Annotated in this window: 32 protein-coding genes, 6 tRNA genes and 1 pseudogene; 8 read left to right on the top strand and 31 right to left on the bottom strand. The window is 51.5% G+C overall.

Features of this window, described 5'->3' with window-relative positions:
* The first annotated feature begins 14 nt into the window (after positions 1-14).
* A complete protein-coding gene (locus E308F_RS13245) occupies positions 15-1,169 on the top strand; it encodes an IS3 family transposase (RefSeq protein WP_141265398.1) in 1,155 nt (384 codons plus the stop codon).
* Between the two features lie 300 nt (positions 1,170-1,469).
* Here E308F_RS13245 and E308F_RS13240 read toward each other — a convergent pair whose 3' ends face one another.
* The 6 genes from E308F_RS13240 to E308F_RS16675 all read right to left on the bottom strand — a co-directional run bounded on the left by E308F_RS13240 (position 1,470) and on the right by E308F_RS16675 (position 5,387).
* Positions 1,470-2,063, bottom strand: coding sequence for a DUF1641 domain-containing protein (locus E308F_RS13240; RefSeq protein ID WP_141265397.1), 594 nt, complete (start codon positions 2,061-2,063; stop codon positions 1,470-1,472).
* A 17-nt stretch (positions 2,064-2,080) separates the two neighbouring features.
* Entirely contained in the window at positions 2,081-3,220 is a 1,140-nt protein-coding gene (locus E308F_RS13235; protein ID WP_141265396.1) for an NAD(P)/FAD-dependent oxidoreductase, read from the bottom strand.
* A gap of 113 nt (positions 3,221-3,333) precedes the next feature.
* Entirely contained in the window at positions 3,334-3,573 is a 240-nt protein-coding gene (locus E308F_RS13230) for a sulfurtransferase TusA family protein (protein WP_054936299.1), read from the bottom strand.
* Positions 3,574-3,595: 22 nt separating this feature from the next.
* A complete protein-coding gene (locus E308F_RS13225) occupies positions 3,596-3,994 on the bottom strand; it encodes a DsrE/DsrF/DrsH-like family protein (protein WP_141265395.1) in 399 nt (132 codons plus the stop codon).
* A 187-nt stretch (positions 3,995-4,181) separates the two neighbouring features.
* Entirely contained in the window at positions 4,182-4,940 is a 759-nt protein-coding gene (locus E308F_RS13220) for a helix-turn-helix domain-containing protein (RefSeq protein ID WP_141265394.1), read from the bottom strand.
* A gap of 324 nt (positions 4,941-5,264) precedes the next feature.
* On the bottom strand, positions 5,265-5,387 hold the full coding sequence (locus E308F_RS16675; protein ID WP_256370606.1) for a hypothetical protein: 123 nt from the start codon (positions 5,385-5,387) through the stop codon (positions 5,265-5,267).
* A gap of 324 nt (positions 5,388-5,711) precedes the next feature.
* Here E308F_RS16675 and E308F_RS13215 point away from each other — a divergent pair, with 324 nt between their 5' ends.
* The gene (locus E308F_RS13215) at positions 5,712-6,674 is read left to right on the top strand and encodes an Rpn family recombination-promoting nuclease/putative transposase (RefSeq protein ID WP_141265393.1); all 963 of its coding nucleotides are present in this window, start codon (positions 5,712-5,714) and stop codon (positions 6,672-6,674) included.
* Positions 6,675-6,899: 225 nt separating this feature from the next.
* On the opposite strand, the gene E308F_RS13210 is transcribed toward E308F_RS13215, so the two are convergent.
* The 21 genes and pseudogenes from E308F_RS13210 to E308F_RS13115 form a co-directional block, all read right to left on the bottom strand.
* A tRNA-Leu gene (locus tag E308F_RS13210) sits at positions 6,900-6,984 on the bottom strand.
* Between the two features lie 8 nt (positions 6,985-6,992).
* A tRNA-Lys gene (locus E308F_RS13205) sits at positions 6,993-7,068 on the bottom strand.
* A gap of 8 nt (positions 7,069-7,076) precedes the next feature.
* Positions 7,077-7,152, bottom strand: a tRNA-Gln gene (locus E308F_RS13200).
* A gap of 15 nt (positions 7,153-7,167) precedes the next feature.
* Positions 7,168-7,244: transfer RNA gene (locus E308F_RS13195), tRNA-His, on the bottom strand.
* A 19-nt stretch (positions 7,245-7,263) separates the two neighbouring features.
* A tRNA-Arg gene (locus E308F_RS13190) sits at positions 7,264-7,340 on the bottom strand.
* Positions 7,341-7,347: 7 nt separating this feature from the next.
* Positions 7,348-7,421: transfer RNA gene (locus tag E308F_RS13185), tRNA-Gly, on the bottom strand.
* A 163-nt stretch (positions 7,422-7,584) separates the two neighbouring features.
* On the bottom strand, positions 7,585-8,199 hold the full coding sequence (locus tag E308F_RS13180) for an XTP/dITP diphosphatase (protein WP_141265392.1): 615 nt from the start codon (positions 8,197-8,199) through the stop codon (positions 7,585-7,587).
* A complete protein-coding gene (rph, locus tag E308F_RS13175; RefSeq protein WP_373995613.1) occupies positions 8,192-8,941 on the bottom strand; it encodes a ribonuclease PH in 750 nt (249 codons plus the stop codon). The genes E308F_RS13180 and rph overlap by 8 nt, the downstream gene beginning before the upstream one ends.
* Positions 8,942-8,959: 18 nt before the next feature.
* Positions 8,960-9,766: a glutamate racemase gene (gene murI, locus E308F_RS13170; protein ID WP_141265390.1), complete on the bottom strand. Its 807-nt coding sequence runs from the start codon at positions 9,764-9,766 to the stop codon at positions 8,960-8,962.
* 85 nt (positions 9,767-9,851) lie between these two features.
* A complete protein-coding gene (locus E308F_RS13165; protein ID WP_216363822.1) occupies positions 9,852-10,412 on the bottom strand; it encodes a DUF2179 domain-containing protein in 561 nt (186 codons plus the stop codon).
* A gap of 67 nt (positions 10,413-10,479) precedes the next feature.
* Entirely contained in the window at positions 10,480-12,390 is a 1,911-nt protein-coding gene (locus E308F_RS13160; RefSeq protein ID WP_141265690.1) for an N-acetylmuramoyl-L-alanine amidase, read from the bottom strand.
* A gap of 148 nt (positions 12,391-12,538) precedes the next feature.
* On the bottom strand, positions 12,539-13,147 hold the full coding sequence (locus E308F_RS13155; RefSeq protein ID WP_141265389.1) for a GerMN domain-containing protein: 609 nt from the start codon (positions 13,145-13,147) through the stop codon (positions 12,539-12,541).
* Positions 13,148-13,214: 67 nt separating this feature from the next.
* Positions 13,215-14,318 carry a histidinol-phosphate transaminase gene (gene hisC / locus E308F_RS13150; protein WP_141265388.1) on the bottom strand — a complete coding sequence of 368 codons (1,104 nt, stop codon included), beginning with the start codon at positions 14,316-14,318 and terminating at the stop codon, positions 13,215-13,217.
* A gap of 45 nt (positions 14,319-14,363) precedes the next feature.
* The gene (locus tag E308F_RS13145; RefSeq protein WP_141265387.1) at positions 14,364-14,795 is read right to left on the bottom strand and encodes an ACT domain-containing protein; all 432 of its coding nucleotides are present in this window, start codon (positions 14,793-14,795) and stop codon (positions 14,364-14,366) included.
* A 13-nt stretch (positions 14,796-14,808) separates the two neighbouring features.
* Positions 14,809-16,107 (bottom strand): phenylacetate--CoA ligase, encoded by a 1,299-nt coding sequence (locus E308F_RS13140; protein WP_141265386.1) that lies wholly within the window; start codon positions 16,105-16,107, stop codon positions 14,809-14,811.
* A 119-nt stretch (positions 16,108-16,226) separates the two neighbouring features.
* The gene (locus E308F_RS13135) at positions 16,227-17,624 is read right to left on the bottom strand and encodes a SpoVR family protein (RefSeq protein WP_141265385.1); all 1,398 of its coding nucleotides are present in this window, start codon (positions 17,622-17,624) and stop codon (positions 16,227-16,229) included.
* A complete protein-coding gene (gene yhbH, locus E308F_RS13130) occupies positions 17,608-18,771 on the bottom strand; it encodes a sporulation protein YhbH (protein WP_141265384.1) in 1,164 nt (387 codons plus the stop codon). Before yhbH ends, E308F_RS13135 begins: the two co-directional genes overlap by 17 nt.
* Before the next feature lie 16 nt (positions 18,772-18,787).
* A pseudogene (locus E308F_RS13125) lies at positions 18,788-19,831 on the bottom strand (protein prkA); the annotation flags it as partial.
* A gap of 9 nt (positions 19,832-19,840) precedes the next feature.
* A complete protein-coding gene (locus E308F_RS15970) occupies positions 19,841-20,053 on the bottom strand; it encodes a hypothetical protein (protein WP_216364557.1) in 213 nt (70 codons plus the stop codon).
* A 55-nt stretch (positions 20,054-20,108) separates the two neighbouring features.
* A complete protein-coding gene (locus tag E308F_RS13120) occupies positions 20,109-20,834 on the bottom strand; it encodes a hypothetical protein (protein WP_141265383.1) in 726 nt (241 codons plus the stop codon).
* Positions 20,835-20,947: 113 nt separating this feature from the next.
* The gene (locus E308F_RS13115) at positions 20,948-21,148 is read right to left on the bottom strand and encodes a helix-turn-helix domain-containing protein (protein WP_141265382.1); all 201 of its coding nucleotides are present in this window, start codon (positions 21,146-21,148) and stop codon (positions 20,948-20,950) included.
* Positions 21,149-21,338: 190 nt separating this feature from the next.
* On the opposite strand from E308F_RS13115, the gene E308F_RS13110 reads away from it, so the two are divergent.
* From E308F_RS13110 to E308F_RS16305, 6 genes are all read left to right on the top strand, one after another.
* Complete coding sequence (locus tag E308F_RS13110) at positions 21,339-21,794, top strand: helix-turn-helix domain-containing protein (protein WP_172613952.1); 456 nt, start codon at positions 21,339-21,341, stop codon at positions 21,792-21,794.
* 26 nt (positions 21,795-21,820) lie between these two features.
* The gene (locus E308F_RS13105; RefSeq protein ID WP_141265380.1) at positions 21,821-22,162 is read left to right on the top strand and encodes a type II toxin-antitoxin system HicB family antitoxin; all 342 of its coding nucleotides are present in this window, start codon (positions 21,821-21,823) and stop codon (positions 22,160-22,162) included.
* The gene (locus E308F_RS13100) at positions 22,159-22,392 is read left to right on the top strand and encodes a type II toxin-antitoxin system HicA family toxin (protein ID WP_141265379.1); all 234 of its coding nucleotides are present in this window, start codon (positions 22,159-22,161) and stop codon (positions 22,390-22,392) included. Before E308F_RS13105 ends, E308F_RS13100 begins: the two co-directional genes overlap by 4 nt.
* Before the next feature lie 86 nt (positions 22,393-22,478).
* Positions 22,479-22,907: an ImmA/IrrE family metallo-endopeptidase gene (locus E308F_RS13095; protein ID WP_141265378.1), complete on the top strand. Its 429-nt coding sequence runs from the start codon at positions 22,479-22,481 to the stop codon at positions 22,905-22,907.
* A gap of 131 nt (positions 22,908-23,038) precedes the next feature.
* Positions 23,039-24,058, top strand: a complete 1,020-nt coding sequence (gene recA / locus E308F_RS13090) for a recombinase RecA (RefSeq protein WP_141265377.1) — start codon at positions 23,039-23,041, stop codon at positions 24,056-24,058.
* Between the two features lie 73 nt (positions 24,059-24,131).
* Complete coding sequence (locus E308F_RS16305; RefSeq protein WP_216364556.1) at positions 24,132-24,431, top strand: hypothetical protein; 300 nt, start codon at positions 24,132-24,134, stop codon at positions 24,429-24,431.
* 33 nt (positions 24,432-24,464) lie between these two features.
* On the opposite strand, the gene E308F_RS13085 is transcribed toward E308F_RS16305, so the two are convergent.
* The 4 genes from E308F_RS13085 to E308F_RS15965 all read right to left on the bottom strand — a co-directional run bounded on the left by E308F_RS13085 (position 24,465) and on the right by E308F_RS15965 (position 26,578).
* Positions 24,465-24,734: a hypothetical protein gene (locus E308F_RS13085; RefSeq protein ID WP_141265376.1), complete on the bottom strand. Its 270-nt coding sequence runs from the start codon at positions 24,732-24,734 to the stop codon at positions 24,465-24,467.
* The gene (locus E308F_RS13080) at positions 24,731-24,997 is read right to left on the bottom strand and encodes a hypothetical protein (protein WP_141265375.1); all 267 of its coding nucleotides are present in this window, start codon (positions 24,995-24,997) and stop codon (positions 24,731-24,733) included. Before E308F_RS13080 ends, E308F_RS13085 begins: the two co-directional genes overlap by 4 nt.
* Before the next feature lie 141 nt (positions 24,998-25,138).
* A complete protein-coding gene (locus E308F_RS13075; RefSeq protein WP_141265374.1) occupies positions 25,139-25,402 on the bottom strand; it encodes a hypothetical protein in 264 nt (87 codons plus the stop codon).
* Between the two features lie 33 nt (positions 25,403-25,435).
* Entirely contained in the window at positions 25,436-26,578 is a 1,143-nt protein-coding gene (locus E308F_RS15965) for a hypothetical protein (RefSeq protein WP_172613951.1), read from the bottom strand.
* Between the last annotated feature and the right edge of the window lie 41 nt (positions 26,579-26,619).

Below are 26,619 nucleotides of genomic sequence, written 5' to 3'. Positions count from 1 at the left end.
GCTATAATGGTGACATGGAAAAGAGAAAAAAATTTACAGCTGAACAAAAAGCAAACATCGTGTTGGAAATGCTCCGTGGGGAGAAGACAGTAGCCGAGATCGCTGCTCAATACGAAGTCCACCCCACCCAGCTACACCGATGGAAGGCTGAGGCCATAGAGAACCTCCCTTCCCTTTTCACCCGCGGCGCCAGCGAACTGGAAAAGATGAGAAAGCAGTATGAAGCCGAGAAGGAGGAACTGATCAAGCAGATCGGCCAGTTGACCATAGAGGTCAATTGGTTGAAAAAAAATCTGCTGAACTCAACGAGCGCCGTCGAAAGACGTGAAATGGTGGAGCGTCATCACCCCGAAATCTCAGTAAAGAGGCAGGCGGAACTTTTAGACGTCAACCGCACCAGCATATACTACAAGCCATCGGAGGAAGCAGACAAAGGCATCGAGCTAATGCACCAGATAGACGAGATCTACACCCGTTGGCCGCATTACGGCTACAGGCGGATCCGGGCAGTGTTAAGGGATATGGGCTATGTAGTCAATAAAAAGCGCGTGCTGCGGCTAATGCGCCGGATGGGGATAGCCGGGTTATGCCCAGGTCCCAACCTGAGCAAGCGAAATCATCAAAACCATACATATCCCTATCTGCTGAGGGGCGTGAAGGCCGAAAGGCCCGACCACATCTGGGGTATCGACATCACCTATATCCGGATGAAAGGCAGTTTTATGTACCTGGTAGCCATAATCGACTGGTATTCACGCTATATAGTGAGCTGGGAATTATCCCAAACACTGGAGCGGTCATTTGTAATGCGAGCGCTTAAGAAAGCGCTGGCAGTGAGGAAGCCGGAAATCATTAACAGCGACCAGGGCAGCCACTTTACCTGCAGCGAGTACATTGAGCTTTTAAAAAGAAACGGGATACAGATCAGCATGGACGGCAAAGGCCGGGCAACCGACAATGCCATTACAGAACGGTTTTTCAGGAATCTGAAGTGGGAAAAAATCTATTACGAAGAGTACCGGAAGCCCCGGGAAGTATACCGGGCGGTACGGACCTATATTGACGAATACAACTTTGAGAGGCCACACCAGGCCATTAACCACCAAAAACCGGCAGACTTATATTTCGGTCAGCTCAAGCTTGCAGAGACTACATTAGTCACCATGTAACAACTAATAACAGGTAAAAGCCATAGATAAATGGCAATTATCAACAAATATGGCAACTTGCAATAAAGAAGAAGGGAGGATAGTATAGCTTAATTTTTTCAAAAAAATGTCTTGACAACGGGGAGCACTACATAAACTCCCTGCTAACTTTCACCCGACCGAACTGGTACAGCTATATCCCCTCAGCCATGACAAGACCTTAGTTAATAAATGGTAAAGTAGTTATCAACATAAATTAACCCAAACAACTTTGGCAGGCAAAACAAAAAAAGCTGCCCGGCCGGCAGCCTGTCATAAATGCTAATTGGTAGAACCCAGATGCGCTGGTAGCTTTTGCAGGAAAGAAGCGAAGATACTAAGGCCTTTCCGGGCCTCCGGATTGTTTAATTGCCGCAGCAGACTCAATACGCCTTGCGGGGATTTATCCTTATTCTCCTGAACGGCTTCTTGCATAGCGGCGATCATACCTGTCATGAGCCTGTCACCCTTAAGTGTTTGAATCTGGTCCATCATGAATACGGTATTAACTATCTGTTGTAAAGCTCCTGTGACTACTCCCGCTGTTAACGAATCTTTCATTGCCTGGACCACTCTCCCAAGCTCCAGCAAGGTAGTCATCGTCCCCGTCTCCTGCAGATCTCTTATTTCTGCAATTAAGCTGCGAAGGTTGCTGCCGGCCCTGGCGACCTCCCGGAAAAGATCCAGCATTTCCGGGCGGTTGAATTCATCGGCCATTTCACCAAGCCGGACCAAATTGCCAACCATATTCTGGATAACAGGCGGTTCCAGGGAATCCATACCGGCACTGATAAGATCCAAAACTTCCCGCGAGCGTCCGGATAGTTCCGGCTCCGTACTGGTAGTTCCCATTATTTTCCTGGCAGGTTGGGCCATCCTTCCTCACTCCCCCCTTATAAAATCCCCCGGGCAGACAGCCAGTACATTTCATTGTAAGAGAGCTTGAACCAGTGCAGCATCTCTGAAGGCGGCACCGGCTGCGGCGGTTGCTTGTAGTTAAAGGTGATATACGTGGCCTCATTTAACCCGGTTTCAATAAAACAAAACGCCTTGCCATTATAACGATGGGTGGCCGGCAATCCCTTTAATTCACTGATTAAATTTTTCACGACTACGTCGGCTTCATAATGGGCGGTTGATCCTGCTTTGCTGACAGGCAGGTCGGTGGCATCGCCGATCACATAGACACAATCCTGCCCTTCCATCTTTAAACTATAACGGTCGGTGGGGATAAAGCCGTCTTCATCGCCCAGCCCGGAATCTTGAATTACTCTAGCTCCCCGGTGAGCCGGGATAGCAATCAGCAAATCATAGGGGTGCTCGGAACCGTCCATGTTGTAAGCAATTCTCTTTTCGGGATCAACCTTTTCCAGATTAAAAAAGGTTTCATATTCAATACCACGCTTTTCGAATTCCTTTACGGCCCATTTAGCAACAGGCTCCAGGGAATGAACGCGGCCGATGGGGTAGGTGTACTTTAACTGCACTTTGTTACGGATACCGGCTTCCCGGTAGTAATCATCGGCCATAAAAATGAACTCCAGGGGTGCCACCGGGCACTTATGGGGCACGTCGATGGTTACCAGCAGGGTGCCGCCTTGGAAATTCAGCATTTCATACCGTAGTTTCTCCGCGCCTTCTGGGGTATAGAAAGTGTGGCCACCTGCCGCCAGGCCGGGTACTGAATCCATATCGGGGTACGACCCCGTGGCTATAACCAGGAAGTCGTAGTCAAAGGACTGCTTGCCGGTAATAACCCTTTTCCTGTCAACATCGATATGGCGCGCTGCGTCCATAACGAAATTTACTTTGGGATGCAGCAGGTATTTCTCTTCCCTGGCAAACTGCTCCAGGAAGCCTTCATTGAAGGCCATGAACAGGAAGCCCGGCTGGTAAATATGCTTGCCTGTATCACCAATCAATACTATTTCCAGCTCGCCGTTATAAACTTCGGTTTCCATAGATTTTGCCAGCCGGTTGGCCACCATGGTACCGGCCACGCCACCGCCGACAATGATGATGCGCCTGGTCACGTACGACACTCCCTTAAGCAGTAAGCTTTAGTGAAGACCCGGCAGGGCGGGCGCAGGGAATTAAACTTTGAGTTTACCTGCGCCCCCTCCGGCCGTTAACATCCGGCCAGCAGCTATTTTGTTTTCTTGACAGCAATACGCCAGAAATCTCCATCTTCCCGGCAGTATACAAGCTCGTGTCCCATTTTGTTGACCCATTCCGGCACATCTTTGGCCGAACCGTTATCACTGGACAACAATTCATATACGTCCCCTATTTGACCGCGCTTAATCGCTTTTACCAGTTCCATCAACGGTCCTGGACAATAAGAGCCCCGGGCGTCAATAGTTTTCGTGATATTTACTTCGGACATGTTATCCCTCCAAGAATCTAACTTACATTACAATGACCTGGCTGCCGGCTGCTTTACCCAGGAATGCCGTAACGCCGATTACGTCATCAAAAATATCTATGAGGTCTTCCTTCTTCCACTCCATCAAATCCATGGCCATGGCGCAGCCGTATACCTTCAGGTTACCCATGTCTTTCGCGTTTTCTAGTAGCTGGTAGAACAGGTCGACATTCTTATTGAGCATTTCCCGGCCTATCTCACCGGCGGTTTTAAACTCCCTGGCATTGATTACATCTTTACGAAAAGCTTTTAATGCCTCCATAGTTACGAAAACGTTGACTTCCATCCCCGACATGGAAGCTACTGAGCTTACCAGGCACCCTGCTTGTAACTTTTCCAGTTCTCCTGAAAGAAGGATAACGGACAATTTGGGTTGTTCCATGGATAATTCTCCTTTCTATTTTGTTTATACCCGGTCTTGAACTAGTTGTTATTTTTGCAAACTAACCTTTTACCATCCCATCACAACCACCTCCAGTAAATAATATTCGCCAGGAAAGAAAAATTTCCTCCCATGCTTTATGATTTCTTCGCAAAAAATATTTTCGGCGAAGAAAGAGGCAAAAAAATTACTCCAGCTGGGCCTGTTTAAATACCTCTATAAATTTCAAGAGAAAGCGCAGTTGTTTTTCATTTAAATAACAGATCTGCCTGAGTACTGCCTGCACATTCTCGTTCAGCAGCAGTTCCCTTAAATCCGGGCCCATGGAAGCCAGCATTTCTTCCAGCTGGTCACGGGCTATAAGCAGATAGCAAGGGGAAATTCCCAGGGCTCTGGCTATTTTTTCTATAGTATTAAGGGAGGGCTGCACTTTTCCTGCTTCAATCTGCCCGATCATTGCCGGCGAGAGGCCGGCCTGGGCTGCCAGGGCGCTCTGGGTAAGCCCTAGGGATTCGCGGACATCTTTAAGTTTTTTCCCGATCCAGTTTTCTGTATGGCTTACCAGCAGGGAGAGGGGGACTTCCAGGGCGGACGCAATCTTACTCAAGGTATCGGCGGCGGGATGCAGGACACCCCTTTCAATTTCGCTTAAATAAGTGAAAGAAATACCTGTTTTTGCGCTCAGGTCCTTGAGGGAAAGACCTTTTTCCTGGCGCACTATCCGGATTTTATCTCCCAGACCGACACTGTTTTCGGCGGGTATAAGGTTTTCCCGGGGAATATTGAGGGCAGTGCAAATTTTATCCAGGGTTTTGAGGGAGGGGCGCTTATGACCTCTTTCGATTTCACTTAAATATGAGGGGGAAATCCCCGCCCTGCCCGCCAGGTCGTCCAGGGTATAGCCCCTTTCTTCACGGAAATGCCTGATGGTAGAACCTATTTCCATGGTAATTGCTCCTTTGGTGGTAACCGCCTTAGATTTTTTACCAAACCCCATATAAGAGATACGTTTAAGCCTCAAAAGAAGTTATTCCATTTTACGCTAATAACCTCTCGGGTTTTACGCTCTCATTTGAACCTTACGCAAATATTATATCGCAATCTGGGAGGTATACAATATGGCAAAGCACGAAGAGAGCTAAGGTTATCTGCACAGCGGTATAGTTCTGTTCCCAGAAGAACTGGGCGCGGTAATCAGGCGCGAGACGTCGTCGATAAAGACGATAAGGTAAGGGCCGTACATGATATCCCCCTACCAGAGCTCATTCGCTCACTGGTAGGCAAAGCACTTGATTTCCTTTTCCCCGGCATCGGCCGCGGAAGATACCGCCAGGTCCTGCTGGGCCAGATAGCGGTAAAAGGTGGATAGAGAAACCTTATCAGGGACAAACACTCGCGATTACGGGCTGGAAGGTACTACCTGTGGTGCAAAAATGGTACAAGAATAAACTCACCGGATCGCCGGCTCTCCGCCAGGCCAGCTTTTCCCCTAGGTCGGTAACGGCCAGGGATCTCTTGGCTAGCAGACGAGTGCTGCCCCACCTGCAGTGGCCTTTCACCACTAAGTTAACGCTCAAGCTGGGCACGAAAAACACGCCTGGTTGGACCGGCCTTACGCCCAATTGAAAAATCGTTTCAGGAAAAAAGCCATTTTCCAGGCGACATCCCTCACTGTCCCAAAAATATGATATAATTACATCTGGAAGAAGGTGTTCCTGTGCCGGAAAATGAATGGAAGCCCCGGTCTTCCCACCACCCCCACGACAAGGGTTACAGGCAGCTCCTGACCGACAAAAGGGTATTCCTAGAACTGCTGAAGACCTTCGTCCGGGAAGACTGGGTGGCGGCCATTGACGCAGACGACCTTATCCTGGTGAATAAGTCCTACGTCCTCCAGGATTTCAGCGAGAAAGAAGCCGATATTGTTTACAAGCTTAAGACCAGGGATAAAAACGTCATCTTTTATATCCTGCTGGAGCTGCAGTCAACGGTAGACTACCTGATACCTTTCCGCCTTTTGCTCTATATGGTCGAGATCTGGCGAGAAATCTACAACAACACCCCGCAGAACGAGCGGGAAAGCAAGAATTTCCGCCTGCCGCCCATCATCTCGGGGGTGCTCTACAACGGGGCTAACAACTGGACAGCAGCCAGCACCTTCAAAGAAATGATAAGCAGTTACCAGGAGTTTGCCGGGTATATTCTGGACTTTAGTTACATACTGTTTGATGTCAATCGCTACAGCGAAGAAGACCTTGTCAAAGCTGCCAATGTAATCGCTAGCATATTTTTACTGGACCAAAAAGCCAGGCCGGAAACGCTGGTAATGCGCCTCCAAAAACTGGCTGAAGCAATAAAGACCATGACTCCCGATGAGTTCCGTCATATAACAACCTGGCTGAAGCACATTATCAAACCTAAAATGCCTTCCGGCGTACAGGCAAAAGTGGACTCCATCCTGGAGGCCAACAATCCCATGGAGGTGGAACAGATGATTAGCAACCTGGAAATAGCTCTGGATGAAATGAAGCAAGAAACTCTATTGCAAGGAAAGTTAGAAGGAAAGTTAGAAGTAGCCAAAAACTTACTCCTGCTTAACGTCGACGTCAACACCATTATCAGGGCCACGGGGCTGAATCTGGAAGAGATAAACACCCTAAAAAGACAACTGGAACATTGATCTTTTCTAGGTTCTTAACTATTGCCGGCAACATCCCCCTGGAGTTTGCCATGAGTTAGGCGGCCCATGCCACTCACCCCAAATCCTGGCGGCAAAGGGGAAGAACCTGGACCCCCGCCATTACCTGAAGGCTCTAAAACGAAAGCCGCGCAAGTCTATCGCGCATAGGTAAAGAAAAAATCCGGGCTTTAAACCCGGAAAGCCTTGAATTTATTTTATTAGGTTTGGTGCGGGCGAGAGGACTTGAACCTCCACGGGTGAACCCCACCAGATCCTAAGTCTGGCGCGTCTGCCGTTCCGCCACGCCCGCAAAAAAAATGGTGAGCCATCGGGGAGTCGAACCCCGGACACCCTGATTAAAAGTCAGGTGCTCTACCTACTGAGCTAATGGCTCATAGATACTGGCTGGGGCGGCTGGATTCGAACCAACGAAATGACGGATCCAAAGTCCGTTGCCTTACCGCTTGGCTACGCCCCAGCATGGATAAAAAAATGGGGTGGGAGATGGGACTCGAACCCACGACCCCCAGGGCCACAACCTGGTGCTCTAACCAACTGAGCTACACCCACCATATCTTCCTATCTTTTTTGGCGCGCCTGGCAGGGTTCGAACCTGCGGCCCGCGGCTTAGAAGGCCGCTGCTCTATCCAGCTGAGCTACAGGCGCTTGTTGCTGGAGCGGGTGATGGGAATCGAACCCACGCAACCAGCTTGGAAGGCTGGGGCTCTACCATTGAGCTACACCCGCATGCAAAGCATATTATACCGTAAAAAATGCTTGAAGTCAAAAACAGTTTTTGCCACTAACGGGCAAATTCATTAATATTTTTCCCCTGCGGGGCAATATTTATTATAATCGGCCCTTAGCGCCCTGCAGGGCGTGCTTGAGCCGGCTCTTGCGGTCAAAGCTTTTATCCCCCTGCTTTATCGCCCGGCCACAGCCGGCTTAAAACCAGCCAGAGGTTCTGGACGGCCCGGGCACGGTGGCTGAAGTTGTTTTTTATTTCCTCCCCAAGTTCGGAGAGGGTTTTACCATATTCAGCCAAATAAAACAGGGGGTCATACCCGAAACCATAATCACCTTTTGGTTCATAAGCAATGAAGCCCTCCACTGTACCTTCAGCCAGGTAAATGTCCCCTTCCGGAATAACAAGGGCCAGGGCACAGCGAAAACGGGCCGTACGCTTTTCCCAAGGTACACCGGCTAAAAGCTGTAACAGCTTAGTGTTATTTCGCCGGTCATCAGATGGTTCGCCGGCAAAGCGGGCGGAATAAACCCCCGGCGCCCCTTTAAGGAAATCTACTTCCAGGCCGGAATCGTCCCCCAGGGACGGCAGCCCGGTGCTTTCTGCCACTATCCGCGCCTTTAGAATGGCATTTTCGGCAAAGGTATTGCCCGTTTCCTCGGGAAGGGCCAACCCGGGAAAATCCCTTAAAGTTGCCACAGCAACATTCAGTCCCCGCAGGAGCTCCCGAAATTCCCTGGCTTTCCCTTCGTTACCCGTAGCTACAACTATCCTACTCATAGCCTGTCCCCACCTGGTCCGCCAGGGGCCCCAGGACCTGGCGCTGGATAGCAATCAACCGCGCTATCCCTTCCCCGGCCAGGTCGAGCATGGCAGCCATTTCTTCCCGGCTGAAGGGTTGTTTTTCCGCTGTTCCCTGGACCTCTACCAGCTGCCCGGAACCGGTCATAACTACATTCATATCAATACTGGCATGGGAATCTTCCTCAAAGTCCAGGTCCAGCAGCAGTTCGCCATCGACCAGCCCCACACTGATAGCCGCCAGGAAATCCTGAAGGGGTAACCGGGGTATGGTCCCGGCCGCCACCAGCCCGGCCAGGGCGTCGGCCAGGGCTACGAAACTGCCGGTAATGGCTGCCGTCCGGGTACCGCCGTCGGCCTGGAGAACATCGCAATCAAGCCAGATGGTTCTTTCACCTAAAACCGCCGTATCGACGACACTGCGTAAAGCCCGGCCGATCAGGCGCTGGATTTCCTGGGTGCGGCCGCTGGGGCGGCCCCGGGTCGCTTCCCGCACAGTCCGCTCCCGGGTCGACCGGGGCAGCAAGGCATATTCGGCCGTAATCCAGCCCCTGCCGCTGTTGCGTAAAAAGGGTGGTACTTTTTCCTCCACGGTGGCACTACAGATGACCCGCGTATCACCTATGCTGATCAGCACCGAACCCTCGGCGTACTTAAGATAATGCCGTTCTATCGTCACCGGGCGTAACTCCCGCGGACTACGCCCCTTTACTCTGGTCAAGGCCATGGTCGCTACTCCTTAATCCAGTTTCAGTTTTCTGGTGCCTTTAAGCTCCGGCCAGCCGACCAATTGCATCCCCACATTACTAAATAATTGGGCATCACCGCTGACAAAAAAACTGTGGGCCTGGGAGCAGTGGGCGCCCCTTAGGCCGCCGCCCGCAGCCAGCACCTCCTTTAACTCCCGTACCGTAGCTGCCGCCGGATCGATTAGAGTTACCCCCGGGCCGGCCACCTCCTGGATAACTGGAGCCAGAAAGGGATAATGGGTACACCCCAGAATCAGGGTATCAATTCCCGCCTCAACCAGGGGTTCCACGTACTCCGCCACTGCCACCTCTACCTCGGGACCGGAAACCAGCCCGGCCTCTACCAGGGGTACCAGTTTGGGACACGCCCGGACAAAAACCTGGACTTTTCCGGAACGGGCGAGGATGGCTTTCCGATGGGCATTGCTGGCCACTGTAGCTTCAGTGGCGATGACGCCAATGCGGCCATTTTGCGTGGCCCGCAGTGCCTCTATTACTCCGGGCTCAATTACCCCAATAATCGGGACATGATATTTTTTTTGCAGGTAAGGCAGGGCCACAGCGGAAGTAGTGTTGCAGGCATCAACAATGGCCTTGGCTCCTTTTGCAATTAAAAAGCCGGCTATGGCATCGGCAAAACCTATCAGCTCGTCTACAGTCCGGGAACCGTAGGGTACGTGGGCCGTATCACCATAGTAAATAATGGTTTCTGCCGGCAGCTGCCGGGTAATCTCCCGGGCTACCGTCAACCCCCCAACTCCGGAATCAAAAACCCCCACTGGCTGGACGGGCTGCACCGTCCTCAACTCCTTATCGAGGTCGTTATCTTAATATTAAAGAGCAGTACCTCATATTATATGCTTAAAGGTATACCGTTAATGTCTATTTCCCTTTGCGCCGGTAATGGCAAAAACCACCATAAGTTGTTCTTACTTCATGGACAACCACAAAAGCTTCCGGATCCCACTTGTTTACCATTTGCTGGATGACATTTAGCTGCCTGCGGGGAAAACTAAGGTTTAAAATGGGATGGCAACCGTCCCGGCCCTGCCCCTCGGTTACAGTAACGCCAAAGCCGGCAGCTCGTAAAGTGCCGGCCAGCTCCAGGGGGTTGTGGAGGGTGATTACTTGAGCCGTCACCTGCCCCAGGGCCACCTTTTCTTCAATGAGACTACCGACTATATTGCCTGTGGCAAAGCCCATGGCGTAAAAAACAAGGCTCGCCGGATCGTTTAAGCGGTCAACTACATATTTTAAAGTCACCACAAAGATGGAAACTTCAAAGAACCCGATACCGGCAGCATAAAAGCGTTTGCCCCTGACTAAAAGGAGCATTCTCAAAGTAGCCATGCTGACGTCGGTTACCCGGGCCAAAAAAATTAAAAAGTATCCTCCTACCAGGGCCAGCACCGGTATCCCTCCCCCAGGTTGCTGCTCCCCCATTGTAACAAAGAAGCAGGGAGCCCGCAAGTCACTGCAGGCTCCTCTACGTGGCCAACTGGCGGTAAAATTAATTATCGGCAAAGTAGGTGCTGATCCCGTTAAAAATGCCCTCCGCTACTCTGGCTTGGAAAGCCGGGCTGTTCAAGAGCTGTTCCTCGGTGGGGTTGGAGATAAAAGCCGTCTCTACCAGCACCGAGGGCATGTTGGTATTGCGTAAGACAGAGAAATTGGCTTCCAGGACACCGAGGTCTTTCCTTTCGATGGCTGCCACCAGGGCGGCCTGGATGGCGGTAGCCAGACGCCGGCGCTCTTCCCTCTGCTCCCCGAGAGGCGTACCCGGCGGGGCATAGAAATAGGTGGATGTGCCGGAAGCGTCGGAGCTATAGGAAGCATTAGAATGGATGCTGATAAAAAGGTCGGCACCCACATCATTGGCAAAATAGGCCCGGCCCGCCAGGGTATAGGGACAGTTCTCGCCATTGCGGGTAAGGTAAACGCTGGCCCCCGCCTTCCGGAGCAGGCTGGCAAGTTTCTGGGCTATAGCCAGATTGACGTCCTTTTCTTTAACCCCGGTAGGGCCAATGGCCCCGGGGTCGGGCCCTTCCGGATCGGTGCCATGGCCGGGATCGATGACAATCTTACTGCCCTTAAGGGAAGACTTTTCTAAAAGAAAGATCATCCCGCTTTTGTCAGCAGCCGGCCGGGCGTTCATCCGTGCGGCTCCGTTAAGGTCAAAGACGATGCGAACGGTATCCGCCGTAAACTGCCCCAGGCGCACCCTGGCCACGGGAGGCCGGTTTACTTCCACTGTTTTCTGCCCTTCCGATACGGCCAGGAGGGCGCCAGGAACATCAACAATCAGGCGATTGTCCCAGCGGGAAGTTTTATAATTAAAAACCTCAGTGGCTTTAACGGTAACCTGGATGGCATCACCTGCGGGCGCTACTGTTACCCCGGTAATCTGGAGGCCGGGCGTCCGGCCATCAGGCTCACTTCCCGACGGTTCGTAGGGCGCAAAGGAGGCCAGGGCTCTAGCCAGCCAGCCGCGCCGGCCGTTAGTCATTTCCACCTGCCACCAGTCACCCTTTTGCTGCCAGATGGGCAGTTTACTGCCGGCAGCGGCCGTACCCACCTGCTTTTCCACCGGGCTGGGACCGGCCAAAATTGCTACCGGCCGGCTGCCGATAACCGCCAGGCCCAGGGGTTGTCCGGTCGGCGGCTGGTCGTCGCCGGGCAAGGTGGTCTCGTCCGAGGGCTGAGTTCCGCCCGTAGGCGGGTTTTCACCGGGCGTCCCGCCGTTCCCCGGCAGATTATTATCATAAACCGGTTGGGCATAGGCTGCTGCAACCCACCCCTGCCGGCCATCATTTAATTGGACTTTGTACCAGTCGGGCATCTCCCCTAGCTTTCTTAGCACCGTCCCCCGGGGGAGGACATCGATGATACTGTAATCCAGACCTGGGCCGGAGCGGATATTAACATAACTGCCCGTCAGGCGCACCTGGTTGGCGCCCTTGACTGTTCCCAGGGTGATCCTGACTGTCTGAGAGGCAGCATTCCAGTCCACCTGGCCGCCAAAGGCCTGGGAGATGAAACGGATCGGCACCATGGTCGTATTACCCTTTAATACCGGCGTGGTATCAAGCAGGATGCCCTGTCCATTTACATAGGCCTGGCGGCTGCCAATCCACATTTTTAAAATTGTTGCCCCCCGGTTAACGACAATACCCTGTTCTTTTTCTACCCAATCCACCCTCGCACCCATATACTCCATAACGAAGCGCAAGGGTACCATGGTGCGGCCGTTGTCGTCAATATAAGGCGGTACCGCCGGGTCAACCCGGTTACCGTTAAGGATGAGGGTAACACCGGGGCCAGCTGTGGCCGGTAGGGCCTTTAAGCCCAGCGTTAATATGTACATTAACACCAGTAGTAACAATAAAAGACCCCACCGGCCCGTACGTATGCGCTTGTCCATCACCCTTCCTTTCTCCTTTCATTTTTGCAGCTACCATAACTATTCGCTGTGCCGCAATTCTTTCCTTCCTTCATCGCCATTTTTTGTTGCAAAAACAAAAATGGTGCCCCGATAAGGCACCTCATATTTGTCATTTTTAGACAAATAATTACTGCGCTTCCTTTTTGATGAGGCTTTCATTGCGGCTTATAGCCGCCGAAACATCGACATGTCCGGCAATAGTTTTAACAAATTGGCCGTCCACCAGGAACTGGACCTGTTTGACCGAGGGAAACTGGGTCAGGGTATTGACGATGGAATAGACGGTTAAACTTTCCCCCAGGGAACCACCGCTGTGGTTGGCCACCAGTTCTTTACTGAAATCTACCCTGCACAGGCCATCGGGGCGGATGTTTATATCTTTCAGGACCGTCCCCTTGGGAATAGTCGGCAGGAGCTGCGAACCCGGCCCCGGTCCTTTAATGAGTTCCTCAATGGCTGCCCGGGCAATACCCTCTACCAGCGGGATGGTACGTTGCTCGGCCACCAGGTAATTCCCGGTGGGGTCGCTGAAATAGAGGACAACCTGGGTAGTTTTGGTGCTTTCTTTCTTTTCTTCGGCCCCGGTTGCCGGCGTGCTGGTTTCCGGCGGCGGCAACTGGATCTGGACCTGGGACCGGGACTTACCCGTCAACCTATCTATTAAACCGCACCCGCTCGCCAAAGCAACTACAAGCAACAAACTCACTGCAACTGCCAAGTATTTTCTTGCCCGCAAAAAAATCCCTCCTTTCAATCCTGCTATAACATAAATATCAAGGAAAGGAGGGATATATTCCTGATTTTTACGCCCGACCCAAAACTTCCCGCAGGGCCTGGATAAAGCGTTCATTCTGCCGCGGTGTACCTATGGTCACCCGCAGGTAAGTATCATAGCCAAAGATATCGCCGGTACGGACAATCACACCTCTTTTTAAAAGCTCCTGGAAAACGGTGCGGCTGTCCCGCTGGATGTCGACAAAGATGAAATTGGCCTCTGTAGGAACATACTGCAGACCCAGGGCTGCAAACTGTTCGTAGAGGTACTGTTTGCCTTCTATATTTACTTCCCGGCTCTTCTTGTAATGGGCCTCATCCTTGAGGGCAGCAATGGCCGCCGCCTGAGCTAAGAGATTGACGTTAAAGGGCTCCCGCACCCGGTTCAAGTTCCTGATAATTTCCGGCACAGCCACGCCGTATCCCACGCGCAGGCCCGCCAAGCCGTAAATTTTGGAAAAAGTACGCAGGACAATGACGTTGGCCCGTCCGTGGCGGATATAGGCCAGGCTGTCAGGATAGTGCTCGGCCGTTACGTAATCGGCATAGGCTTCATCCAGCACCACCAGGACGGAAGGAGGTACTTCCTTTAAAAAGCTGTCCAGGACCATCTGGCCGACAATGGTCCCCGTGGGGTTGTTGGGATTACAGATGAAGACCATCCGTGTCCGGGGCGTTATCCTGGCGGCCATGGCCTTCAAGTCGTGACGGAAACTACGGCAGGGTACCTTGATGGCCCGACCGGCCATGACCTGGGCGGCAAACTCATACTCGGAAAAAGTAGGATCAGCGACAACTATTTCATCTCCGGGGTTGAGGTAAGTCTCGGCCAGCATTTTTATTATCTCATCAGTTCCATTACCCACAATGAGATTCTCCGGGGAAACACCCAGTTTTTCCGCCAGGGCATTTTTCAAGTAATAGCAGTTTCCGTCGGGGTACAGGTAAACCCTCTCGCTGGCCTCTTGTAAAGCCTGGACGGCATCCGGCGATGGGCCCAGGGGATTCTCATTAGATGCCAGTTTAATTACATCCTTAACCCCCAGTTCCCGCTGGACTTCTTCAATGGGTTTACCAGGTACGTAGGGCTTAATGGTCAGGATGGCTTCCCGGCATTGAGGTGCAGTGGCCACTTGGTTTCATCTCCTTCATAATACTGGGAGGGAGAGGTGGGATCTTCAGAGGCGGTAGATCCTTTCACCCTCCACAATAGTAATTCCCTTATCCTGGAGAATCGTAATAGCTTTATCCAGCTCTTCGACGCGGAAAATCACCAGGGCACCGTTATCGCCCTTACCGATAAAGGCATAGAGGTATTCGATGTTGATGCCGGCTTCTTCAAGGATAGAAAGGATGTTACTCAAACCCCCGGGCCGGTCCGGCATTTCCACCCCCAGGACCTCGGTGAGGCTGACGGTGAAACCCGCTTCCTTCAGGGCGCGGTAGGCCTGTTCAGGATCGTTGACGATGAGGCGTAAAATGCCAAAGTCAGAAGTGTCGGCAATGGACAGGGCGCGGATGTTGATCCCCTGCCCGGCCAGCAGGCGCGTTACTGCTGCCAGCCGGCCCGACTTGTTCTCCAGGAAAACCGAGAGCTGCTTGATTTTCATAGTCTCGCCCCTCTCATATCTTCCGCTTGTCAATTACCCTGACGGCCTTGCCTTCGCTGCGATCGATGGTTTTAGGCTCCACCAGGGTAACTTTCACGCTGATTCCCAGGGTGCTTTCCAGCTCACTGACCAGGCGTTTTTCCAGTTCTTCCAGGCCCCGGACTTTATCGGAGAAAAGGGAATCCGAAACCTCTACCTTGACCTCCAGGGTGTCCAGGGCTCCCTGGCGGTCGACAATGAGGAGGTAATGGGGCTCGGTACCGCCCATTTCCAGGAGGACGCTCTCCACCTGGGAGGGGAAGATATTAACCCCGCGGATAATGAGCATGTCGTCCGTCCGGCCGGTGAAGCGGGCCACCCGGGCGTAAGTACGGCCGCAGGAGCACGTCCCGGGGATTAGAGTGGTGATGTCCCTCGTCCGGTAGCGAATGACCGGCAGGGCCTCTTTCGTGAGGGACGTAATGACCAGCTCGCCCAGCTGTCCCGGCGGTACCGGCTTCTCCGTTACCGGGTCAATGACTTCTACCAGGAAGTGATCGCCAAAAACATGCAGGCCGTTCTTCTCCTGGCACTCAATACCTACGCCGGGACCGATAACTTCGCTCAGGCCGTAGATATCAACAGCGCTGATCCCCAGCCGCTTCTCGATCTCCTGGCGCATGTTTTCCGACCAAGGTTCGGCACCAAAAATACCGCACCGGAGTTTTAATTCCTCCGGGCTGATGCCCATCTCAGCCATTACCTCGGCAATGTGCAGGGCATAGGAGGGAGTACAGGTAAGAACCGTACTGCCGTAATCCTTCATGATCATTACCTGGCGCTTGGTATTGCCGCCGGAGATGGGGATAACAGACGCGCCCAGGCGCTCCGCGCCGTAATGAATCCCCAAGCCGCCGGTAAAGAGGCCGTAACCATAGGCGTTCTGGATAATATCGTGACGGGTTGTCCCGCCGCAGACCAGGGCCCGGGCCATGAGCTCGGCCCAGACGTCAATATCATGGCGGGTATAACCGACCACCGTCGGCTTGCCGGTCGTACCCGATGAAGAGTGGATGCGTACCACTTCGCTCATAGGTACGGCAAACATGCCAAAGGGATAATTGTCCCGTAAATCCTGTTTGGTGGTAAAGGGCAATTTCTGGAGATCATCCAGGCTTTTAATATCGCCCGGTTCCAGGCCGATGGCCTGGAAAGCTTTGCGGTAAAAGGGGACGTTGAAAAAGGCCCTTTTGACCGTTGCCTGGAGGCGTTCCAGCTGGAGTTCCCTTAACTCTTCCTCCGGCATACACTCGTATCTTTCGTTCCAGTACAACCATACTCCCCCCATACTTAGAAGTCAGTGACAAGAAATCTGAGAGCAAAATATTTATTTCTCCAGCCGTACATAATTAAAGATATTTCCACATTAAAAAAGGAAATCCTGCCTGGAAATCAGCGACGGCTATTTTTCTTGCCGTCATAACTAAAAACAGCCTTCTTGCCGTCAATGACGGTTTCCAGGTGGACCGGCCGGCCCCACAACAGGTAAACGTAGGGCAGGGTCTTTTCCAGGTAAGGGACATCCAGTTCCAGGTCTTCATAGCAATGCTTGAGATAGAGCTCGCCCCGGCGCTGGTAGTCGCCATCCTCAACAACGATATAGGGAAAACCGCAGTTGGTGAGGCGGCTGACTAGGCCGTCCCGCACTTTTTCCCAGTCCTTCTCCACAACTACCCATTCCGACCCTACCTTCTGGTAAAGAAAGAGATCCAGCTCTTCCACCAGTTCCCGGGTCAGGTAGTTGCGCAGGAAAGAGATGTCGTTTTCACAGCTGCGGACTTCAAAAATCTTGGCCCGGCCCTCCCCACCCTGGCGGCCGTAGCGTTCCCTTTCTTCCTGGGAGGGTTTATCCCAGCGCTTTTCAATATCCTCAAAGATCTTGCTGCCCACATAATAGGGGTTGATCTGCATTTTACCCGGCTGGGTGACGCTGGCATGGAGGTGGGCAAATTCAATGGTTTCTTCTTCTGTTAAATCAAGTTCCCGCATAATGCGGGCGTGCCAGTAGGTGGCCCAGCCTTCATTTATGATTTTCGTCTCCATCTGGGGCCAGAAATACCGCATTTCTTCCCGGACTATAGCCAGGATGTCCCGCTGCCAGTCCTCCAGCTCGGGGCTGTGTTTCATGATAAAGGCCAGCATATCCTTTGTTGGCCGCGGGGGTATTTTGCGGGTACGTTCCCTGGGCTGTTCCTTCGGTTTGCCGTCCAGGGCCCACAGGTCATCATAGGGTGTCTCCGGAGGGTGGTGATGCCCCGTGTCCTTTTCCCCCTCCTCTTCCGCTACCGGAAAAATGGCCGGGGGCTCGATATGCTCCTGGATGGACAGGGCGGCGTCGAGGAAAATCTCTACCTCCCGGCGGCCGTATTTAAACTCGTACTCTCTTATTTTTGCTGCATGGGCGGCCATGGTTTCCACCATGTGGCGGGAAGTAGGAGCAAAGTGAATATTATTCTTAAAAAAATCGCTATGAGCGAAGACGTGGGCAATGACCAGTTTATTCTGGATCAGGTCATTGCCCTCCAGTAAAAAGGCATAGCAGGGGTCGGAATTGATGACCAATTCGTAAATCCGGCTCAGGTTGAAGTCATACTGGAGCTTCATTTTATAGAAATGCTTGCCAAAGGTCCAGTGGGTAAACCTGGTGGGCATGCCATAGGCGCCAAAGGCATAGATTACATCGGCCGGGCAGAGTTCAAAACGCATGGGAAAAAAGTCCAGGCCAAATTGCCTGGCTTGGTCGTGAATGACTTCGATGGCTCTGGCAAGGGCCTTATATTCTTGTTTCACCGAGCTCCCTCCCTTTTGAGCCAGCAAAAAATTGGCGCAGGGCCTGGTAAACCTCACTTTTATCTTTGATGGCCACTGTCACCAGGCGTTCATCCTTGATGCGTTTCAGGACATTCATCAGGGTGCTGGTGCGGTAATAAGGGTTGACAATTTCCCCGTAGCCCAGGAGATTTACTTTGGGCAAGAGCTGCTGCACGGCCTCCAGGCAGGCCTCATTGTCGCTGGGAAGATTATCGCCGTCGGTAAAATGAAAGGGGTAGATATTATAATCCGCCGGGGGATAGCGCTTATCAATAATCTCCAGGGCCAGCTGGTAGGCCGAGGAACAGCGGGTGCCGCCGCTTTCGCCCCTGGCAAAGAATTCTTCTTCAGAGACTTCCCTGGCCTGGGTGTGGTGGGCGATAAAGACAATTTCCACTTGCTGGTACCTGGTGCGCAGAAAACGCACCATCCAGAAAAAGAAAGTCCGGGCGATATACTTCTCATAGGTCCCCATGCTGCCGGAGGTATCCATCATGGCAAAAACCACGGCACTGGTCTCATAACGCATTTTTTCCTCCCAGGTTTTAAACCGCAGGTCTTCCGGGGTGATGCCGCCAATGCAGAGCTTCCCCTTCATGGCATTGCGTTTGAGATTCTCCAGGAGGGTGCGTTTTTTGTCCAGGTTACCCATGAGACCTTTGCGGCGGACGTCGCGAAATTCATAGGTGGGCGAAGCCAGGATGGGTTTTTTCTTTTCCTGAAGATTGGGAAGCTCCAGGTCCCGGAAAAGCATTTCCTGGACTTCCTCCAGGGTAACCTCGGCTTCGTAATAGTCAACCCCCGGCTGATCGCCCGCTCCCGATCCTTTACCGGCACCCTCAGGGGCCTCGCGGCCGATGACCGTTCCCTTCCGGGTACCGCCGCTGCCCTGGCCAACGTTCCGGCCCTGGTTATAATTGAAACGAAAGTGATACTCCTCCAGGCTCCTGATGGGTATCCTGACCACCTTTTTGCCCTTGCCCATGATAATACTTTCTTCGGTAATAATCTGGGGTAGATTTTTCCTGATGGCTTCGCGCACCTTTTCCTGGTGCCGCTGCTGGTCCAGATAGCCTTTCCGGTGCAGGGACCAGTCTTCCCGCGAAAGGATGTACTGGGTATCCATGGTCATCACCCCGGGTCTAGCGGTTTAAGAGGCTGCCGGTGTATTTCAACAGCTCGTTGGCGCAGACCGGGCAATAGCCGTGCTGGGAAATGAGGCGGTCGACAACGGCGTTAATGCGCTTCAACTGCTCCGGGTCCGGCGTCCGGGTGGAAGTGGTAATCTTGATAATATCCTTCATATCGGCAAAAAGCTTTTTCTCAATGGCCTCCCGCAGGCGCTCGTGAGAGTTATAGTCAAAGGTCTTGCCCTTACGCGCATAGGAAGAAAGGCGGATGAGGATCTCTTCCCGGAAGGCCTTCTTGGCGTTCTCAGTAACGCCGATTTGTTCTTCAATAGAGCGCATGAGCTTTTCATCAGGATCCATCTCTTCATCGGTAATGGGATCGCGGACTTTGGTCTTGTTGACATAGGCCTCCACATTATCCAGGTAGTTGTTAAACAGGGCCCGGGCCGATTCTTCATAGGAGTAAACAAAGGCCCGCTGGACTTCCTTTTTGGCGTATTCGTCGTATTCCTGGCGCGCCATGGCAATGAAATTGATGAAGCGTTCCTTATCTTCTTTAGTTATGGAAGGATGCTGATCCAGGCCGTCCTTCAAAGCCCTCAGGATATCCAGGGCATTGATGCAGCGGGTGTCGGCAGTTATCAGGGCGCTGGAAATGCGGTTGATGACATAGCGGGGGTCGACACCGCTCATCCCCTCCCCCTCGACTTCATTCATGAGTTCCAGGACGTCCTTTTGCTTAAAGCCCTCAACATCCTCGCCGTCATAAAGCTTCATCTTCTTCAAGAGGTCCATACCCTGTTTTTTCGATTCCTTTAAGCGTGACAGGATGGAGAAAATGGCTGCCGCATGAAGGGCAAAGGGGGCAATGTGGACGGTAATATCGCTCTGGCGGATCAGTTTTTGATAAATCTTTACCTCATCCCGCACCTTCAGGTTATAGGGAATAGCAATAACCATAATCCTTGACTGCAGGGCTTCATTCTTGGGGTTGCTGATAAAGGCCCGGTATTCTGCTTCATTGGTGTGGGCAATTATTACCTCGTCGGCTGTTACCTCATAGCACTAAACCGCCAATGCCTTTTCTGTAAGGTTTTCCTTGCTTTTCTGGCCCTCCCGTACTACTGGCTTCTTTTCAATTAAACATTCTACAAGTACTGCATATAACCTTCTTTCCTCCTCGGGCGTAGGAGGCCTCGATGGCATGTGAACCGTTATGGTGCCGAAACGGTTTTTTATTTCCATGCGGACCACCTCAAGATATACATATGTGGCCAAACTTGCCAAACCGGCCTGTCCTTAAAAATAAAAAAGCCGGGTTAGGCCCGGTATTTTATGGAAGGATAGGTTTTTTGCCGCCGCCCTTACCTTTTTTGAACCCGCTGGCAACGGTTATATTACCCAGTGTGGATATCATTAACGGCAGGTCCGCCGGCCGACTCGTCGGCTCAAGGGTGCATATGTACTTATTGCGGCTATCATCGAGTTCATAGGCGCTCCCGGCCCACTTAAGTAAATCCATCCCTCCAATTTTTGTCCCTTTACTCATTTCGATGGCATGTATGGCTTGCTGTTCCATCAGCCATTGGATATCTTCATCATATTGAGAGGTACTCACTTCAGCTGCTTCTCTTTTCCGTTCCTGGCGCCGCCTCTCTTTTTCTTCTTCGCGCTTCATAAATGCCTGGCGGACAGCTTCAGCCAGGGCTTCATCTCCGGCCAGCCCTGGCATTTTCTGCAGGTCCTTCAATGCCTGGCGCACCCGTTCAGCGGCAGCCTTTCGGTCCTTTTCGCCTGCTTCTTCCCTGATCAGGCCTGCAAGTTCGGCCAGGACTTTAGCGGTAGCTACGGGATTATTCACTATCGCCCTGGCTACGGCCCTAGCTACCTCCTGGCGATCCGCCCTAGGAGCTTTGCCAGGTCCGCGTTTACCTTGTTCCCGCAGTGGAGGTAACCCATGTCGTTTGCGCCACTTCCGTTCCGCGTCTGGTGTCCGGTTTTTTCTCTGGATTTTATCTTCTGATGGGCATACTACGGCTATATAAGGTTGCTCCGGCACTTTTATCCTCTCCCTGGATTTTTCACTGTTTCAATGGAAGGATATGGTATAGAAAAAGACGAATATAAAAATTAAACATCAAATTGATATTAACCCTATTAGTAACAATCGATTTAATCTCTACCAGGTATCACTGCTATTTCGAGGTCTAAGGCAGAGCAAATACGGTAAAGCGTGTCCTCATTTAATCTTCTTTTACTTCGGAGAAGATCGGAAATATAAGCAGGGGTATACCCTGTCATCTTTGCAAGTTGTTTAAGCGATATTTGTTTTTCCTTGAGTCGGGCCGAAATCATATCTCTTAAATGTTCCATTTGTGGTTGCCTCCTATCTTAAACCCAGTGTAAGCTATTTGCTATCTTTTTTCAACAGCAATATAAGCTTATAGCATACCATAATAGCTAATAGCTAGCATACAGCTCATTTATTCTTCTATTAGCTTATTGCTTTGTTATTTTTTATGGTTTAAACTAAAATAAGCTAATAGCTGAAAGGATAATGACTATGAATAGGATTAGAGAGGTCCGAGAAAAGAAGGGCTTGTCAGGACATAAAATAGCCGAACAACTAGGAATCTCGGCTCCTTATTATTACGATATAGAAAAAGGGAAGAGGCGCGGTAACCCCGATCTATTTCGCCGTTTGGCTGAAATATTAGACGTATCCGTGGACTATCTCCTTGGTCTGGAAGATGAGCCCCGTTCTCTTCAGGAAAAAACTCACGATCAAAAATACCCCCCAGAGGGAAAGGAAAAGCGGACCAAACCTATAGACACAAGAGAATGGTATAACCGAGACGAACCGCCCAGCAATATAGAATTGGAAGAATTCCTTAGACAAAGCAACGTCCAGTTCAACGGGGCGCCCTTGGACGAAGAGGATAAAGAGGATATAATAGAATTCCTAAAGTTCGCCTGGAAAACCCTGAAGAAAGAAAAAGAGAAAGAGAAAGGTAAATAAATCCAAACAAAAAGGGGCGAGGGCAGATGCTGCCTCAAAAAGACTTAGAAACACTCTCGAAGCTGCCGCCGGAACGGCTACGCATGGTGCTTAATTTTGCCAGGGCCAATTTAATCAATCAAAAAATAACCCGCAGGTATAACATAAAAATAGACTGGAACGAACCTGCCGGCGAAGGTGATATTGCCGGGTATACAGTAACCGTTCCTTCCCTACCCCCCGTGGTCACCGAAGGAGATACCCGGGAAGAAGCCCTGGAAAACGCCCGTGAGGCAATTGCCTGCTACCTTGAATATCTCATCATTACCGGCCAACCCGTACCTGAAAGCGATAATGAAGGCGAAGATATGGTGGAGGTTACTGTATGAGTCCCCGCCTGCCAAGAATAACCGGGGTTGATGCCGTGGCTGCCTTGAGGCGGGGAGGTTTTACTGTTGAATACATCAAAGGTAGCCACTATCACATGGTTCATCGGTCCATTCCGGCACGCCAGGTTATTATACCTGTTCATGCCGGCAAAACCTTGAAACCGAAAACCTTAAAGAGCATATTGGATAAAGCGGGATTAACGATAGAAGAATTTCTAAACTTGCTTTAAAGCTACTTCCTGAGAATGGAAGTAGCTTTATTAATATAGCCATATTTCGACAAATATCGATTCCGGGCTTCCGGGAGCGACGGCTTATGCAGGAATACATCATCAAAGCTGTAAATGACCTGGTGAAAAAATATAACACCAGGGACCCCTTAAAGCTGGCTGAATGCCTGGGCATCAAAATCATCCCATTTCCATTCCGCAAAATAAAAGGCATGGTCTTGGAGTTTATGGGCCGCAAACTCATCGGGATCAACTCTTCCCTCCCCAGAGAAGAGCAAAGGGTTATAGTCGGCCACGAAATCGGCCATGACCAGTTATCGCCCGCCGGCCTTGGTTACTTTTTTATGGTGGAAAACACCTGCATAATCACCGGGTCGGAAGAATACCGCGCCAATGCTTTTACCGCTGAATTATTGTTGGCAGAAGAACGGCCCAGGTATGGACAAACCATAGAAGAATTTGCGGCTGAATTAGGGGTGCCGCCGGAGCTGGTAAAGATAAAGTTTATAAAGTGATTAGGAACCAAATTACTATCTGCCCGGAGATAAAATGCAGTACCTATTGACGAACAATTGTTCTTGGTGATATAAAAGTGTTAAAGACTACCATTAAACCAAAACATTCCCCGGGAAGGAGTGCAAAAAGCATGGTAACCGGCCGTGAACAAGCCCTCGCTAAGGTCCTGGCAGAGATTGAAAAAAAGCATGGTAAGGGCGCCATCATGCGCCTGGGCCAGCAGGAACGCCTCAACATCGAAGCCATGCCCACAGGAATACTCCCCCTGGACCTGGCCCTGGGCGTAGGCGGCTTGCCCAGGGGCCGCATAATCGAAATCTTCGGCGAAGAAGGATCAGGGAAGACAACCATTGCCCTGCACGCTGTTACCGAGGCCCAAAAAGGCGGCGGCAACGCCGTCCTGATCGACGCCGAGCACGCCTTTGACCCCAATTACGCCAAAACCCTCGGGGTGGATATTGAGAATTTGCTGGTCAGCCAGCCTGAATACGGCGAGCAGGCTTTAGAAATAGCCTCAGCCCTTATCCAATCTTCTGCCGTAGATATAATTGTGATAGATTCCGTTGCCGCCCTGGTGCCGAAAAAAGAATTAGAAGGGGAATTCGGGGATGCCATTGTCGGGCTCCAGGCCAGGCTCATGTCCCAGGCCATGCGGAAGCTTTCCGGGATAGTCTCCAAGTCCAAAACGATAGTCATTTTTATCAATCAAATCAGGGAAAAGATAAACACCGGCAGCTCTTTCGGCAAACCGGATTACGTTACACCCGGCGGCAGGGCGCTTAAGTTTTATTCATCGGTAAGGATTGAGGTCCAGCGGGGGGATAAGATTAAAAACGGGACGGAAGTTGTAGGACACAAAATGAAAACGCGGGTTGTAAAAAACAAGGTTGCGCCACCGTTCCGGGGATGCGAGTTAGATTTGCTCTGTGGCCAGGGGGTATCCAAAGAAGGAGCCATATTGGAAATGGCAGTTGAGAAAGGAATCGTGGCTAAAAGCGGTGCCTGGTATTCCTGGCAGGGCGATCACCTGGGTCAAGGCCTTGAAAATACCTGCGAATTTTTACGGCAGCACCCGGACATTGCCCGGGAGATAGAAACTAGGCTGAAAGAGAGCCTGAATGGGGTATTACCCCCGGGGAAGATTATTTAAGGGCGGTGAGATTGTTATGAGCAGGGGTTGTTATAGCCCTATAACGGTCGCTGCCATAGAAACAGCGGAACGTATGAAAAAGTTGGCTGAAGAATACATATTGGACGCGAGCAAAATGGAAATCCCGGCTCCCAGGCACTGGGGCGAGTTCCCGGGAAAAACGAAGGTTTGTTTTACAAAAACCCTAGAACCGGACGGCTGCCTATACTACCTGTTAAGCGTATCCGCACCTTATGGTAGGGTCTCAGATATGATGGCAACAGCGATTCTGAAATTATTCGATGCCCCGCCTACTGTCCAGGAAATCCCGCCTCAGATAGATCCAGATGTGCGCCTTTTCTGCTGGCCGGCGGGCAGTGGTAAAATGCATTAGGAATCATAAAGCACCGGCGTACCGGCGCTTTCTTTATTGGTTGCTGGCAAGCCGTGTAACCCTAACTTCTACATCATACCCGAGAGACCGTAAAAAGTTCCTGCAATCCTCCCAGCTCAAGCCGAAAGCAATAGTATCGCTTAAACCCAAGCGTGCTACTATATCTCTTAGTAATGGCAAATCGCCTTCCTCAAATTCCTCTTCCATCATCACTTTTTCAGCCCAGTCTACCAATTCAGCAAGGGTGAGGCGGTGACCAAGGTAGCTAATCAGCTTATTGGCTACATCCTGTTTGGTTATCATTTTTCTTGCACCTCGCTAACCTTCTCATGACCGTGGTCTACAGGGTATTTTCGATGCACTTCAACCAACTGCCTCCGATTATCATAAATCTCCTGGTAGAAGTAAATAGTATTTTCGTTACTATCTACTTCCTTTACATACCTGGCACTCCAACCCCTGCGGCCAGGAACGTCATACCAATATCTTCTTCCCCTATTTGGCAACTCATCCCAATTACCAAACTTCTTTTCGTTTTGCCTTCTTCTTACCTGTATAGTATCCATATTTTATCTCCCGGCCTCTTCATCTCTGACTATCGCATAATAGTTCTTTTTAACCTCTTCCCAGGAAAGACCTTAACCGTTTAATACTACCTTCCCCAGCCCCATTTTACCCCAGTCCTGCCAATTTATCAATATTGCCTGCTACTCAGCCTGATCTTCTATCCCCTTGCTATTTGCTATCCCCCATTCCTCCGGGCCTTCGGCCCCTGGCCTTCCGGCCTTAACTGTATAATTTGCCGACCCGGCCGCCGTCAAGGCCGCGTAAGCGCCGCCGCAGGCGGTGGCCCGAAGGGCCAGCCTTGACAGCAATAGGCCCAGGGCGGCGGTATAATCTAAGACCGGCCGGAAGGCCAACAGGCTTAAAATCAAAGCAGCAGGTGCGCTTAAAGCCGCTCCTGCTGCCAACCGCTGTTGCCTTACAAAAGGGCCCCCGCTACGTCAGGCCGAAGGCCGTTTTGGCGTTGCAGCGGCCACCCTAAACTTTACCCAAAACGGTTTCTTTTTCTCCCTGGCCTGGGGCAATACTGGCCGCAAAAGTTCTGTAAGTACCTCATCGGGCATATTAAAAGGATCAGGATGGTGCGGAATCGTATACACTTTTATCCCTGGCATTTTTTGTATTTCCTCCACATCCCGTTCCGCCGGGGCAACCAAAGCAAGGCGGAATGAAGATAACGGCTCAATCTTTAATAAATCGCCCCAGCGCCACCTGGCGGCGCTGGCCACCAGGACGGGCAGGTTGGATCTTAGCGCTTCTCTAATCCGAGCGCCATCAACAAAACCCAGATCCCGGACAACATATTGATAATCCCCATCTTTCAAAGCAGGTAAAACCTCATCAAACGTAAAGCTTGCTCTCTTTTCTCCACGAATGTTAGTTATGGCGACGGGGAATACATCAAATCCCTTGACCCTCCTGACTCCTTCCACGCGGCCGCCCCCGGCGGCGATGACATTAAGGTAATCCTGCATTACCGGATCCTGGCTGTCTTCTACCAGGGCTACATTATGGCCATGCCTGGCTAAAAAAGCACTTATGGCCAGGGCGGTATGGGTGCAGCCCAAACCCGGCGCGGCCCCCGCCACGGCAATAGTCACCACCCCCACCGGGCGCTGCTCGATGACTATTTTTTCCTTCACCTGTTCTTCACCGGTTAAACCAGTCATGATATGCCACCGGGCGGCCTGGGCGTAGGTTGCAGGGACGCGGTTAAGGGCCTGGGAGACTAAATCACCCCAGTCGGCTTCAACCGGGCCGTCTATTATGTCATACACCCCCAGCCCCACAAGACTTGCCACCATAGCATCTCCCGGTTGCCTGCCGGGTACCAGCAGAAATATCGTCGTATAGGGCCTGGCTATGCGGTAGCCCTGGACGGCAGCCACCAGGTCCGGGCCCGGGCCGGCATCTATATCAAGGATCAGGGCGTCAGCCGCCACCCTGGCGGCAGATTGGAGGGCATTGCGAATACCCTGGGAATCCATCGTCCCGGCCTGGTCAAATACCACTTCACCGTGTTCTTTTACGGCTTTTCTCACCTGCTCCGCCCTGGCCGGGGCAAGGATTAAAGCAAGTATCATAATAACTACTCCTTTCATTCACCCAAATTAACATCAAAAAA

The sequence above is a fragment of the Moorella sp. E308F genome, assembly GCF_006538365.1.
Classification (GTDB): Bacteria; Bacillota; DSM-521; order Neomoorellales; family Neomoorellaceae; genus Neomoorella.
This window is presented reverse-complemented; position numbering and strand designations above follow the sequence as displayed.